Raw genomic sequence first — 13,640 nt, forward strand, 5'->3', positions numbered from 1 at the left:
GGCTGACGGTAGCTGCTGCCTCTCTATGATTTCTAGCCGCGCTGGAAACGGTTGAGGGCCGAGATGATGGCCTTGAGAGAGCTGGTAGAGATGGACGAGTCGATGCCCACGCCCCAGATGACCCGAGACCTGGCCGGTTCGCCCACCCGGCATTCCACATAGGAAGCTGCCAGAGCATCCGTGCCGGCGGTCATGGCGTGCTCGGCGTAATCCAGGACCGAGACGGTCTGGTCCAAGGACTTGAGCGCATCCAGGAAGGCCGCAATAGGCCCGTTCCCATGCCCCTGGACACGACGACGCTCCTCAGGGTCGCCTGGGGCAAGCCCCCGGTCCAGCAGGGTGGCATCCAGGGCGGTGTTGGAGCCGTCCTCACCGGAGGTGACTGCCACATTCAGCAGCTTGAAACGACCCCACTGGCGCAGAGTCTCGTCGCACTGATCGGCCATGGACTCGCCGCCGACCACGCTTCCACCAGCCTCCACGGGCAGGTACTCATCCTTGAAGAGGCGCCAGATGTCGGCATCCTTGACCTCGCGCTTGGTCCTGTCGGCATAGCCCTGTACCAGCCGTTCAAACTCAACCTGGAGGCGCTTAGGCAGGTCCAGATGATGGTTTGCCTTGAGCAGGTAGGCCATGCCGCCCTTGCCCGACTGGGAGTTGACCCGGATGATGGCCTCGTAGTTGCCGCCCACATCCTTGGGATCGATGGGCAGGTAGGGCACCAGCCAGAGGAAGTCGTCAGGATTGGCGTTGGCGCGCAGAGCCGCCTGCTGCCGGGCGTCCAATCCCTTCTTGATGGCATCCTGATGGGAGCCGGAGAAGGCCGTGAAGACGAAGTTGCCGACGTAGGGATGCCGCTCGGAGACGGCGATCTGATTGCAGTATTCCACCGTCCGACGGATACCGGGCATGTCGGAGAAGTCCAGCTGGGGATCGATTCCCTGGACCAGCAGATTCAGCCCCACCGTGCAAATATCGACATTGCCTGTGCGCTCGCCATTGCCCAGCAGGCAGCCCTCCACCCGGTCAGCCCCAGCCAGCAGGCTGAGTTCAGTGGCGGCTACGGCCATGCCCTCGTCGTTGTGAGGATGCAGAGAGAGCACCACCGCATCCCGGTCCTTGAGGTTGGTGGATATGTACTCCACCTCGTCAGCGAAGACGTTGGGGGTGGTCATCTCCACGGTGTTGGGCAGGTTGATGATCATGGGATGCTCCGGCGTAGGCCGGATCACGTCGATGACCGCGTTGCAGACCTCCAGGGAATACTCGGGTTCCGCGCCGGAGAAGGACTCGGGCGAATACTCATAGGAAAGATCAGTGCCCCCGGCATCAGCCTCCAAGGAGCGGCAGAGTTCGGCGGCGTCGGTGGCCAGCTTCTTGATCCCGGCCTTGTCCTTGTGGAAGACCACCTCCCGCTGCAGGACCGAAACCGAATTGTAGAAGTGAACCACGGCCCGCTTGGCTCCACGCAGGGCCTCGTAGGTACGGCGAATCAGGTGCTCGCGAGCCTGGGTCAGGACCACGATGGTCACATCGTCGGGAATCAGCTCGCGCTCGATCAGGAGGCGGATGAAGTCGTAATCGGTCTCGGATGCCGAGGGGAAGCCCACCTCAATCTCCTTGAAGCCCATGGAAATCAGCAGATTCCAGAATCTCAGCTTGCGCTCGGAATCCATGGGGTCGACCAGGGCCTGATTGCCGTCGCGAAGATCGACTGAGCACCAGCGGGGCGCCCGCTTCAGGGTCTTGCCCGGCCAGGTGCGCTGTGGATAGTCAAATGGCACCTGCTTGTTGTAGGCCACATATTTGTTGTAGGGCATGGCGCTCGGCTTTTGCGGCGAACCCACAAACCTGGGGGGAGGCAGCAGCAGGTCGTTGTTCCCTCCATTGGACGCCGCGGCCTGGGCCGCAAGATCAAACACGGATGCACGATCCTGATCCATCTCTCCTCCTTCTTTCGTTCGTCGGAAACCGCAATATCACCCGGCCATGGGTGTTCGGGCAGGCCGAAACCGTACCGGGGGTGCCATTATTTTACCGGAGGAGAGCCGGGACATGCGGTCCGGGTCCGCATTACGACGCAGGGGAAGGCGAGGGAACAGGGTCTGGCATGATTCGCAAGGTTATCCAAGTTGCAAGCTCCAGACCGTGCAAGCACTTACAGAGTGCTCACCGCATAAGATTCAGTTGAAGGGATTCACTGGAAGAGTGAGACACCGCGACGGCCCTCGCAGTAGGCGTTGCCCAGCCAGGTATGGCGCGAGTTAGGCCAGACCGAGCCCAGACGGGGGGCGTTCTGGCTCATCCAGATGCTGGGCACACGCCCATCGGCGCTGTGGGAACCCAGGAGGTTGAAACCGTTCTTGACCGCCAACCAGTCGGGATGCTGGGTGGCGATGGCCAGGCCCTCCTCCAAGGTCAGAGGGAGCCTGTCGTCGGAGTCGATCAGCTTGCGGGCCACGTCCGGCTCGCGGTTGGTGTAGCAGGTGCCGGTATGCGGATCCAGGACGATGTAAAAAGGTCCCTCAGGCGGCTCGAATCCGTTCTGAGGCAGGAAGCTGGCGATGTCGCGCGGCGGCATAGTGGTAAAACCGGCCATGCGATTGATGCTGGTCCGGGCGATCAGCGACTCGGGCGAGACCAGCTCCCTGGTAGGGATGAGCAGAATCTGCTCACCCAGCTCAGTGGACTCCAGCGCGGAGATCAGGGGCTGGGCCAAGGCTCTGAAAGCGGCGGCGCTGATGTCCGCCACATCCGGATAGCCCAGGGCCACGATCCGATCAAGTTGCCGCTGCACTTCTTGGGAAGATCTGGTCATGGTCTCCAGTCTAACCGGTGCCCCGCAGGCGAACCGATCATCTCAGATCCTGTCGGCGAAGTGCTTGCGGGCGATCAGCTCGGCGATCTGCACGGCGTTGAGGGCGGCTCCCTTGCGCAGATTGTCATTGGCCACGAACATGGACAATCCCTTCTTGCCTTCCACAGCCTGGTCCTGGCGGATGCGGCCCACGAAGCTGGGGTCCTTGCCGGCTGCGTCCAGAGGAGTGGGTATTTCCGCCAGACTTACTCCGGGGGCTTTGGACAGCAGGTCGCGGGCCTGATCAGGAGTGACATCGTGCTCGAACTCGGCATTGATGCTCATGCCGTGGGCAGTGAAGACTCCTACACGCACACAGGTGCAGGAGGCGGCCAGATCAGGCAGGTGGAGAATCTTGCGACTCTCATTGCGCAGCTTCTGCTCCTCATCGGTCTCCCCGCTGCCGTCATCGACCAAGTCGCCTATAAAAGGAACAGCGTTGAAGGCGATGGTGCGCACGACCTTGGTGGGTGGGGGGAACTCAATGGCCGATCCATCGAAGACCAAACGATCAGCACCCTGCTCCACGGCTGTTTTGGCCTCGTCGCGTAGCTGGAGGACGCCGGCACGACCAGCCCCCGACACAGCCTGGTAGGAGGAGACGATCAGTCGGCGCAGACCATATGCCTTGGCCAAGGGGCTCAACACCGGCATGCAGGCCATGGTGGTGCAATTGGGATTGGCTACGATTCGTCGTGGTATAAGATCCAGGTCTTCGGGGTTGACCTCAGACACCACCAAGGGGACATCGGGATCCATCCGCCAATGGGAGGAGTTGTCGACCACGTAGGCTCCGGCCTCGGCGAAGCGTGGGGCCCAGGTTCCTGAGGTCGAACCGCCGGCGGAGAAGATGGCCAGATCGATTCCGCTCAGGTCGGCCTGCTCCACATCCTCAACCGTGATGGTCCTGTCGCGCCAGCGCAACTGTTCGCCGGCAGACCGGGATGAGGCCATGAAGCGCAGGTCAGCTACAGGGAAGTCCCGTTCGTCCAGCATGCGGCGCATGACCATGCCTACCTGGCCGGTGGCGCCCAGAACGGCTACATTGATGCCACGGCGACCGTTGTTCGCTAAATCAGCCTTATCCGTCATTGCTCTCTCCTCTCCGCTCAGCGACCCGTGCCGCCATAAACGACCGCCTCGACCTGGTCGGCATCCAAATGGAAGGCCGTATGGATGGCCCGCACCGCCTCATCCAGATCCTGGATAGGCACCAGGGCAGAGATGCGAATCTCGGAGGTCGAAATCATAAGCACGTTGATATGCCGGTCGCTCAAGGCGCGGAAGAAGGTGGCCGTGATACCCGAATGGGTCTTCATGCCCACCCCTACCAGGGTCACCTTACCCACCTCGGGATTGATGTCGACCGAGCGGAACCCCAATTGCTCGCGGGAGTCATCCAGCATGGGGACCACCTGGTCAGCCTGAGCGGACGGCAGAGTGAAGGAAATGTCCACGGTTCCGGTGGCCGCCCCAGCCTGGACGATCATATCGATGTTGATGCCGCCCTCGGCAAGTATGGTGAAGAGCTGTGCGGCTACGCCAGGTCGGTCAGGCACTGCCCGCAGGCTGACCTGGGTCTCGCTGCGGTCGTGGGCAACCCCTGAGATGATGGGTGACTCGGGGCCGTTCAGGTCTGGGAACAAGTCGCCCATGGATTCGCCGTTGGTCATGACCTTCCTTCCGTCATATCCCGTTGCCTGTCGGTATGTGCAGCGGGGCGATCCGGCAACTGGCCGGTCTCCAGATTGGGAATCTTGTCGACATCGACATCGTCGGGCATGATCAGCGTGCCCGGACGGTGGGAAAAGGAACTGCGCACATGGATGGGCATGCGGAAGCGCTGCGCATACTCCACGCAGCGCAGGGCCAGCACCTTGGATCCGGCGGCGGCCATCTCCAGCATCTCCTCGTATGAGATGCGGGCAATTCTTCGAGCGGTGGGCACAATGCGCGGATCGGCTGTAAATACGCCGTCCACGTCGGTATAAATCTCGCAGACATCCGCATTGAGCGCCACAGCCAGAGCCACAGCCGAGGTGTCAGAGCCGCCTCGGCCCAGAGTGGTGGCATCGCCGTCGGCGTTGACCCCCTGGAAGCCTGCTACGATTCCCACTTCGCCTCGGTCCAAGGCCTTCATGACTCGCTGGGGTCGGACATGACGGATGTGGGCTGCGCCGTAGCGTGCATCAGTCATGAATCCAGCCTGCGAACCTGTGAAGGAGTGGGCGTGCTCGCCTTGCGCATGGATACTCATGGCCAGCAGGCTCATGGAGATACGCTCCCCCGCCGTCATGAGCATGTCCATCTCACGGGCAGGAGGATTGGAATCCACATCCATGGCCTGATCGATCAGGTCATCAGTGGTGTCCCCCATGGCGGAAACCACCACTGCGATGTCATTGCCGGCGCGCTTGGTATCAATGATACGCTTGGCCACACGCTTGATGGAGTCCGAGTCCGCCACCGAGGACCCGCCATACTTCTGAACGATAAGTGCCACTGCTGTTCCATCCCGCGACGGTTAAGCCACTAGACCATCATCTGCAACATATTGATTACACGGATTATACGAACGACACCGTTCTATCAGACCCCCTCCACCAACATGCGAAACAATGAGCGCGGACCTTACAGATCGCGGCGACCGGATATTGCACGGCCAAGGGTGATCTCGTCAGCATATTCCAAATCGCTGCCGACGGGCAGGCCGCTGGCCAGCCTGGTGACCCGCAGATCCAGAGGACCCAGCAACCGTCCCAGGTAGGTGGTGGTGGCTTCGCCTTCGATGTTGGGATCCAGTGCCAGCATGACCTCCTTGACCTGATCCGTGCCCAACCGTTTCAAGAGCTCGGGAATGCGCAGATCGCCTGGCCCGACGTTGGACATGGGGTCGATGGCCCCACCCAGCACATGATATAGACCCCGGTATTCTCCGGTACGTTCGATGCTCATCACGTCCTTGGGCTCCTCGACTACGCAGATGATGCTGCGGTCACGACGCGGATCCTGACAGATGGGGCATGGGCTGGTCTCGCAGACATTGCCACAGATCTCGCAAAACCGAACCTTCTCCTTGGCGGCGACAATGGCATCGGCCAGATCCTGAGCGCTGCGCCGATCGGCCCCCAGAATGTAAAAGGCGATGCGCTGTGCACCCTTGGGACCGATGCCAGGCAGCTGGGCAAAGGCATCGATCAGCTCTTGAATGGCCCCATCATAGGTAGCAGCCATCATTCACCTCCCTGTCGCTGCGCCTGTTCCTGCCGGCGCTTTTGGACGTTGATCGGATTCTGGGGGTCGTCAGCAGCAAAATCCTCTACCTTGGTCACGTCGAACATTTTGGTCAGTTCATCCTGGTTCATGGCATTGTCCGCCCCAAGCCTGGCATCGTCCATGGAATAGACGTCGTCCTCGGGATCCACGGACGGCCTTGGAGCCTGGGAGGAAACAGCAGCAGACGAGGCTCCATCCTGACTGGGGCCACCGGAAGCCGGACCAGCGAAGCCTGCGGGCATTCTCCTGTCCTCAGCTCCAGGGACCTTTGCCGCTGCCTGGATGCCAACCAAGCCGCCGGCGGCATCAGAACCGTGATCGTCGCTCTGCACGTCCGACGAGGTTGATATGCCAGTCGCCATGGCCCCTTCATCGGAAACCGATCCGGTCTCCAATGTCGGAGCCGAGGTTGCACTCGAGACGCTTCCCTGACCAGATGAATCAACCGACTTCGAAACTTCAAGCCTCTGATTCGTAGTCTCATGGCCTTGACTGCCAGAGGACTCTGCAGGGGCTGCGGCACTGGCCCCGGAATCGGGCACGGCCCAAGGATCCGTGTCATCGCTCATGTCGGGCAGAGCTACCTTTTTGGACTCATGGTCTTTCTGACCATCGGATCCGTCGCTACCCTCACCGGACCGCCAGACCCTTTGCGGCGTATGCGTCGCTGGCATGGGATGTGCCCAGGGATCATCGTCCGGCAATACCGTAGAAGCAGTTGAGCCAAAGCCCGCCGCCGGCAGGGGTTCCGAAGACGACTGGACCGGACCGCCGACCGGGTGGTGGGCGTCGTCGGAGTTCCCATCACCTGAAGCTTCTCCAGGGGTGGACCTCCCCTCAGGTGCCGATGCTCCAGTCTCACCCTCATGACCAGCCGAGGCTGTCATCTCCCTAGGGGCATGCCCCTGTTCCGTGGCTGCATGAGGCATGACCGCCGCTCCAAGGTTCATGGTGGCCAAGCCGGCCCGTGCCAGAGCCACTTCCTTCTTGACCTCTGCTCGACGCTGAGGAGACATCTTGTTGACAGACTCTACCGTTTCGCCGTTGGCAGCCGTCCCTGATGGGGCGATCATGGTGGCCTGTCCAAACTCCTGGCGAGCGCGGACCATGACAATACGCGGAACTTTGGTCTCCCCGTCAACCGACTGCGCAGCCACGGCCATGGCGAAAGCATGCTGGCTGAGCGGACGGTCGAAGGTCATGGACAGTCGCTTGCGGCCTGAGGGATCTGCTTTCATGGCCACAGTAGGCACACGGTCCCGCACCACATATTGGCGGACCTCATCCGGCAGGGCAGCCACCAGGGCATCCCAGCGCTTATCCAGTTCCGTACCAGTTGGAATCTCTGCTTCCTGTCCTCGCATAGCCTGCGGTTGTACAGACCGAAGCGGTTCCGGAGACCGGGCGGGTCCGGAAGGATTGGATGATCCGACCTGCCCCGCCGTCTGCCCAGTCGGCGAGGAGGGGGCTTGCTTGTGCTCGGGTTGGATAGAGCCTGAGCCTGAATGGGTGCGCCGTCCTTCGCCCTCTCGCTTTCCGCCGGCTGGGGAATCGGAATGGGAACCTGCTATGTTCTGTGGTCCGGCAAAGGAAGCGGGCGCTGCTGCAGACGACGATCCTGCTCTGCCAGGTTGTTCAGGGCGATCAACGCTGTCAGCACTACCAGACTGAGATGCTCTGGACGGTCGACCGTTCTGCTGAGACCTGTCAGCGCCGATGAACCCGCTGCGGGCTGGCGCTGGGGTCGGACCAACGGTGGAAGTTGCCCCTGCGGCGGGTACCTGCTCCATATGCTCGCAACCAATTGCCAGCAGCCTGGCAGCCAGCAGCTCCAAGCGCATCCTGGGCGAGGTGGCTCCATTCATTCCCGCCAGCGCATCATTGATGATGTCAGCCATTCTGGTCAGGACCTGCAGGTCCAATGCATCCGCCTGCCGATGCAGATCGGCCACCTGGTCGTCGTCGGCATCCTCGCTAAGCACGCTTTCAGCCCGGTCTCCCGCCAGTTTGAGAACCAGCAGGTCGCGGACATGGGCTAGCAGATCCTCGACGAAGCGCTGGGGCTCGAACCCGCCGACGACAACCTTTTGAATGACCCCGTAGAGGTCAGCTCCATCGTGGGCGATCAGCGCATCCACGGCGTCGGTGATCAGTGTGGCAGGAGTGAACCCCAGCAGAGCTACAGCCGCATCATAGGTGATGGTGTGCTCGTCGGCGCCTACCATGAGCTGGTCCAGCACGGAAAGGGTGTCACGCACAGAACCGCCTCCAGCCCGCATGGCCAGCTTGAGCACACCAGGTTCGGCCTTGATGCCCTCCTTTTCGCAAATATCCTCCAAGTAAGGCCCCATGACTTCCTGGGGCACCAGACGGAAGGGGTAATGGTGGGTGCGGGAGCGGATGGTGCCGATCACCTTCTCCGGCTCTGTGGTGGCGAAGATGAACATGACGTGTTCCGGCGGCTCCTCGACGATCTTCAGCAGGGCATTGAAACCTTGCTGGGTGACCATATGAGCCTCATCCAAAATAAAGATCTTGTACCGGTCGCGCACGGGGGCGAAACCTGCTCGCTCCCTGAGTTCCCTCGCATCGTCAACGCCATTATGGCTGGCGGCGTCAATCTCCACCACATCAATGGAACCGGGGCCTCCGGTGGCCAGATCCCTGCAGCTGTCGCATTCGCCGCAGGGATGGCTGGTCGGTCCCTTGGCACAGTTAATACAGCGGGCGAAAATCCTGGCACTGCTGGTCTTTCCACATCCCCTAGGACCGGAGAAGAGATAGGCATGGGTCAGCCGATTCTCATCCAGAGCTCGGGTAAGGGGCACCGTGACCTGCTTCTGACCGATGATGCCGTCAAAAGTGTCAGGCCGATACCGCCGATAGAGTGCTAGTGCCATGGTTCAAGGCTATCCATTTCTTTAGACACGTCCGCTTTCCTTCCTAAGGCTTTTGCCCCGCTTTCTCCTCTCATCCACAGGGTTCGGGGCCTGCCCGGGCAGACTGGACCAGGCGGGGCATCATCGGGACTCCGGTGTCTACCCCCACCGAGACCTTTACGTCGCCTTCATCCACCTGGCAGTCCGTCAGGACGCCACGGTTTAGACGGGCGACCCGGGAGGCCAGAGTACAGGGCTGCGCCGGTCCTTCGTCCAGGGCAGAAGCTGCAGCCAGCGCCGAAACATCGGCGCCGGTGCGTGCACGGGTCCGGCAGATCATGAGATTGCCCAGCAATGCCGCCAGAACCAGACCCAGGCCAACCAGAGTCATCAGCATGATGCCCAGAACCGTGCCGGAGCCCGTATCCGAACCCCTTATCCATGAACCGGTACGCTCCACGTGCGTCCTCCTGGCATGTCCGGGCATGACTCATTCCTCCAATATGGCTACAGCATCGCCATGGACCTGTGCAGGCAGCACACCCATTGGGCTGGAAACCACTGGGCACGACACCCTGACTGCCGTCTGTCCTGCTGATGGACTCAACCTCGCTTGGGCATGCGGCCCGGCCATCCGGTGCACCAGTTTTTGGGAATCGCCCTTGCCCCGGGTGACGATCAGGTCTCTTGCTGCCGCGTTGGCCGCATCCTGACAGACCATGCCAATCCTGATTGTCTGGGTCAGCGTCAGCAGTATGAGAGCCAGGGTCATGACTGCGGGAAGCACGATGGCGAACTCGGCCGTTATCGTGCCCTTATCGGATCGCCACCGTCTTCCACACCCGGACCGCCTTTCAGCCGACAGCACTGAGCGCCTTCTTCACCAGCCCCATCAGCAAAGTGCGTGTGGAAGAGGATTTGACAATGGCCAGCAGTACGCCGGCCAGCGTGGCGGCCGCCACCATGATCACGGCATATTCTGCAGTGATGGCCCCTGATTCAGGCCTAGCCAGCACCACACTCAGCCGCGCATGCAGGGCACGCACTCCAGAATCCATAGCCTGACTGATTCGAACGTACAAAGCTGTCATGAACCGGTTGGAACGCTGTCTTATTCTTTGCAACCACCCGGAACCGACACCTGCAGCAGACCGTGTCGTAACCGGCACCAATTGGCCTCCTGCCTGCCTGGTCCGCAGATGGAAAACCGTCGCAATCTGCTGTGAGTATGTCATCGTTCTCACCTTTGCCTTTCCTTGTCTTCCCCGTCCCGGCGAATGACCGTTCCTGAGGAATCCGGCATCCGGTACCTTTCACTGTGCCCGTTCCAGTCCGTCTCGGTCGCCTTGTCAGATACATGTGGACGAGTGGAGCCAAATCGTCGACCTGTGGAAAACTGTGCCCGTAAGAGCTCCATATCCTCAGGACATCCCACCCGCAAAAGCCGCAATGCAGGGGATGACTCCAATCAGGACGAAGGCCGGCAGAATGCACAGTCCTGTCGGCACCAACAGCCTGACGGTTATCGTCGCTGTGGCCCGGGCCAGCATGCTGCGGGCATGGTGATCCAGCTGGCGCATGGTCGTCCCGATACGCGTCAGAGGCGATGATCCCAAACGCCAGGACGGCTCCAGACAGTCAGCCAGGACCTGCATGGACCGTCCGTAACCAGGATCACCGATTGCTCCCGACCAGGACAGATCCCATCCATTACCACGTCTGAGCAGGTGAGCCACGCGAACCATCCGAAGCCCATAAGGGCCTGGCAGCAGCCCGCCAACCACGCTCAAAGCCCTGGGCAGTGAAGCTCCCTGACGAACAGCGACTCCCAGCAAAGCCAATACCAGACTCAAGGGCGGCGTGGAGACCTGCTCATCAGCCAATCGCTCATCCGAGCCGTCAAATTTCATAAGCAGAAAGGCCATTATGGTCGACAGAGCGGCAATCAGTGGTTTCAGATCCATGGATTCTCCCTGCCCAGATCATTCATCAGCAGATGCATCCAAACCAGACCAAGAACATAGAAGGCCACTCCCAGGATCAGACAGATGGTTCCCGGTCCTGAGCGACACAGGAAAGCCAACGGTCGCGCTCCCATGAACTCCCCCATGATGATTGTCAACGCTGGCAGGGTCGACAGGAGGCGAATCGTGGCCTTGGGCACAGCAAAAGCTTTTTCCCGGGCCTCATCCAGAGCCGCCCGCCGCGTCTGCATGGCTGCCACGGTGCGCAGTCCATCCGAAGCCCGGCACCCCAGGATGGCGCTGAGCCCATAACAGGCCATCAGAGCCTGTGCCATAATCGTCAGAGTCGGCCCTTGTTCCTGGGGCAAGCACCGGTTCTCCAACATGACCATGACACGTTCCCGCGTGACCTCACGGGTGGCGAATCGCCGTCCGGATGCCTCTTCGAAAGCCTCTACCAGACCGCCTCCATTGTCGACATAAGCAAGCAGGGAAGCGATCAGCACCGCCAGTCCGGGCCGATCCGACTGTGCGGAGGGCTTGACCGACATGGCCTTCAGCCTTGCGGCCGTGTCGCCTCTCAACGGAAGCAGGGCCAGACAGGCAAAAGCCGTCATCATCGCAGCCAACCAGGCTGCAGTCTCGTCATTCATAATCCACCTCGAACTACGGAACGCCCGCCGGGGCGCTGGTCACAATGCCCCACCGCCTGGCAAACTTCGACCAAGCTGTTCCATACGTAGCGGTCCCTCGGCCCGGCCAAGTACAGACAGCCTCCCCCAAAAGCCGGCCGTCAGCGGCCGTCGTCAGTCGACCAATCTGAGCGATATGTCTATGACCGCCTGAACGTTCCAGATGGACAACAGCGTCAAACGCCCCCTGGGCCAGAGCCGCCAGTGCCCTCGGCTGCAGCCCCGCCAGCAACCCCAGAGTCGCCAGTCTGGCTGGAACTCGTTCCACGTTGTCGGCATGCAGCGTGGCCATCCCGCCCCGATGACCGGAATTGAAAGCCCGCAACAGATCAGCTATCTCCTCACCCCGGCACTCGCCCAGGATGATCCGATCGGGCCGCATACGCAGTGTGGCCTTGACCAGATCGACCAACCCCACACCCCCTGCCCCTTCAATGTTGGACTCTCTGACAGCCAGGGAAACCATATTCCTGTGACCGTCGATACGACCAAGCTCACGGACTTCCTCCACGACGACCAGCCGTTGCTCCTGTGGACACATGCGCAGCAGGGCCCGCAGAAGTGTGGTCTTGCCGGCACCCGTGCCGCCAGTCACCAGAATGCTGGCCCGATTGACCACCAGCGCCCGAAGGATGAAGAGCCAGCTGGCAGGACACAACCCAGCAGCAGCCAGCTCCTCCAGCCCTGGCGGGTGTCTGTTGGGCAGTCTGATGGAAATGGCTGCGCCCTCGGGCACGAGCGGGGCAAGCACGGCGTGGACTCTGATCCCCTCCCTGCTGGAAGCATCAGCCATGGGCCGGGCATCGTCCAGGCGACGCCCCAGTTGAGCGCATAACTGCACAGCAAAGTCCCTTACTGCCCGAGGTCCGGTGAACCCGGGCCGAAGCAGAACCTCCTCCATCCCCGCGCCCCGGTCGATCCATACATCGCCCTGCCCGGTCACCGCGATGTCAGTCACCGCAGGATCACTCACCAGCCCATCCAGGTAGCCGAAAGTGGGCGGTTGAGACGAATAGTCGTCAGGGAATGAACCTTCAAGGCTTTTCCCGTTCCCCGTGATCATTTGATAGCCTCGGACCGAGCCAATCCGCCAGAAGAGACCCGCTCTTCCTTTTTTGCGCCGACGACGACCATCCCCGCGATCCGCTCTGCCAGGGGATGAAGGGCCCGGGCGTAAGTGCGCGGCACCCGTTCCAGGCCGCGCCCGTCCAGGACGGATGCCGACAGTCTCGGTTGTGGCTTGAGAACCACGTCCACCGATCGGCCCAGAAACTCCTCCGCCTGCTCCGGGTCGACACCATGACTGACCCGGTGCCGAGTGGGCATCATCCCAATCAGAGCCATAGGAGGCCTACACGAAATCAATGGGCTGTCTTGAGTTCGATCATCAGCATCCCTGTGGGCATTCAGGGCATGGAGAAGTGCCTTCGCCCGTGCAAGGCCCAGCACGGTCATGTCCACCATCAACAGCGAAGGCAGTCCCTTCAGCGAGCGCAAATTACCCAGACCCTGGCCCCGACCGGCATCAATCAGCAGGAAATCGGCAAATCCTGCCATCGCGCTGACAGCTGCGTCCATGTCCCACCAGCCCTGTGGCGGAGCACTCCAGGGATCGTTGCTGAGCAGCGGGATGCCATCCCAGACCGGCAGCTCTTCACGAAGGGCCTGAGGATCCACCCGGCCCAGGGGAGCACGAATCCGCCCCAATCGCATGCCAGGCGCCCCCTCGATGCCGACCAGGACATCCATCCCTCCTCCATCCAGGTCCAAATCCACCAGAGCGCATGACAGGGCCATGTTCCGAAGCTGTTTGGCCATCAGGGCCGTCATGGTTGTCAGCCCAATTCCTCCAGAAGCCGAGAGAAAGACCAGCCCCGTCACAGCGGACCCGTATTTGACTTCTGAGCCACCTTGCCCGATGCCTGTATCTTCGCCAGTCACCCTCCCTGGCCGACGTTCCGAAGACAACCCG

The 13,640-nt window shown here is 61.3% G+C and carries 14 protein-coding genes; all 14 read right to left on the minus strand.

Annotation, left to right across the window (positions count from 1 at the left end; all coding sequences use genetic code 11):
* Positions 1 to 32 precede the first annotated feature (32 nt).
* The 14 genes from leuA to H3T89_RS04230 all read right to left on the minus strand — a co-directional run bounded on the left by leuA (position 33) and on the right by H3T89_RS04230 (position 13,498).
* A complete protein-coding gene (leuA, locus tag H3T89_RS04165) occupies positions 33 to 1,943 on the minus strand; it encodes a 2-isopropylmalate synthase (protein WP_198203200.1) in 1,911 nt (636 codons plus the stop codon).
* Between the two features lie 254 nt (positions 1,944 to 2,197).
* Positions 2,198 to 2,818: a DUF5701 family protein gene (locus H3T89_RS04170; RefSeq protein ID WP_015022545.1), complete on the minus strand. Its 621-nt coding sequence runs from the start codon at positions 2,816 to 2,818 to the stop codon at positions 2,198 to 2,200.
* Between the two features lie 42 nt (positions 2,819 to 2,860).
* Positions 2,861 to 3,949, minus strand: a complete 1,089-nt coding sequence (locus H3T89_RS04175) for an aspartate-semialdehyde dehydrogenase (protein WP_015022546.1) — start codon at positions 3,947 to 3,949, stop codon at positions 2,861 to 2,863.
* A 17-nt stretch (positions 3,950 to 3,966) separates the two neighbouring features.
* Complete coding sequence (locus tag H3T89_RS04180; protein ID WP_015022547.1) at positions 3,967 to 4,530, minus strand: ACT domain-containing protein; 564 nt, start codon at positions 4,528 to 4,530, stop codon at positions 3,967 to 3,969.
* Positions 4,527 to 5,360, minus strand: coding sequence for an aspartate kinase (locus H3T89_RS04185; RefSeq protein WP_015022548.1), 834 nt, complete (start codon positions 5,358 to 5,360; stop codon positions 4,527 to 4,529). The genes H3T89_RS04180 and H3T89_RS04185 overlap by 4 nt, the downstream gene beginning before the upstream one ends.
* Before the next feature lie 128 nt (positions 5,361 to 5,488).
* Positions 5,489 to 6,091 (minus strand): recombination mediator RecR, encoded by a 603-nt coding sequence (gene recR, locus H3T89_RS04190; protein WP_015022549.1) that lies wholly within the window; start codon positions 6,089 to 6,091, stop codon positions 5,489 to 5,491.
* Positions 6,091 to 9,033, minus strand: a complete 2,943-nt coding sequence (gene dnaX, locus H3T89_RS04195) for a DNA polymerase III subunit gamma/tau (RefSeq protein WP_015022550.1) — start codon at positions 9,031 to 9,033, stop codon at positions 6,091 to 6,093. The genes recR and dnaX overlap by 1 nt, the downstream gene beginning before the upstream one ends.
* A gap of 70 nt (positions 9,034 to 9,103) precedes the next feature.
* Positions 9,104 to 9,499 carry an Rv3654c family TadE-like protein gene (locus H3T89_RS04200; protein WP_044090941.1) on the minus strand — a complete coding sequence of 132 codons (396 nt, stop codon included), beginning with the start codon at positions 9,497 to 9,499 and terminating at the stop codon, positions 9,104 to 9,106.
* Between the two features lie 3 nt (positions 9,500 to 9,502).
* Positions 9,503 to 9,880, minus strand: a complete 378-nt coding sequence (locus H3T89_RS04205; protein WP_015022552.1) for a TadE/TadG family type IV pilus assembly protein — start codon at positions 9,878 to 9,880, stop codon at positions 9,503 to 9,505.
* A complete protein-coding gene (locus H3T89_RS04210; protein WP_332461042.1) occupies positions 9,867 to 10,058 on the minus strand; it encodes a DUF4244 domain-containing protein in 192 nt (63 codons plus the stop codon). The genes H3T89_RS04205 and H3T89_RS04210 overlap by 14 nt, the downstream gene beginning before the upstream one ends.
* 375 nt (positions 10,059 to 10,433) lie before the next feature.
* The gene (locus H3T89_RS04215) at positions 10,434 to 10,976 is read right to left on the minus strand and encodes a type II secretion system F family protein (RefSeq protein WP_015022554.1); all 543 of its coding nucleotides are present in this window, start codon (positions 10,974 to 10,976) and stop codon (positions 10,434 to 10,436) included.
* Positions 10,967 to 11,629, minus strand: a complete 663-nt coding sequence (locus H3T89_RS04220; protein ID WP_015022555.1) for a hypothetical protein — start codon at positions 11,627 to 11,629, stop codon at positions 10,967 to 10,969. Before H3T89_RS04220 ends, H3T89_RS04215 begins: the two co-directional genes overlap by 10 nt.
* 13 nt (positions 11,630 to 11,642) lie before the next feature.
* The gene (locus tag H3T89_RS04225) at positions 11,643 to 12,731 is read right to left on the minus strand and encodes a CpaF family protein (RefSeq protein WP_015022556.1); all 1,089 of its coding nucleotides are present in this window, start codon (positions 12,729 to 12,731) and stop codon (positions 11,643 to 11,645) included.
* The gene (locus H3T89_RS04230) at positions 12,728 to 13,498 is read right to left on the minus strand and encodes a hypothetical protein (protein WP_198216298.1); all 771 of its coding nucleotides are present in this window, start codon (positions 13,496 to 13,498) and stop codon (positions 12,728 to 12,730) included. The genes H3T89_RS04225 and H3T89_RS04230 overlap by 4 nt, the downstream gene beginning before the upstream one ends.
* Between the last annotated feature and the right edge of the window lie 142 nt (positions 13,499 to 13,640).

This window comes from Bifidobacterium sp. W8114 (assembly GCF_016101165.1).
GTDB classification, from domain to species: domain Bacteria; phylum Actinomycetota; class Actinomycetes; order Actinomycetales; family Bifidobacteriaceae; genus Bombiscardovia; species Bombiscardovia asteroides.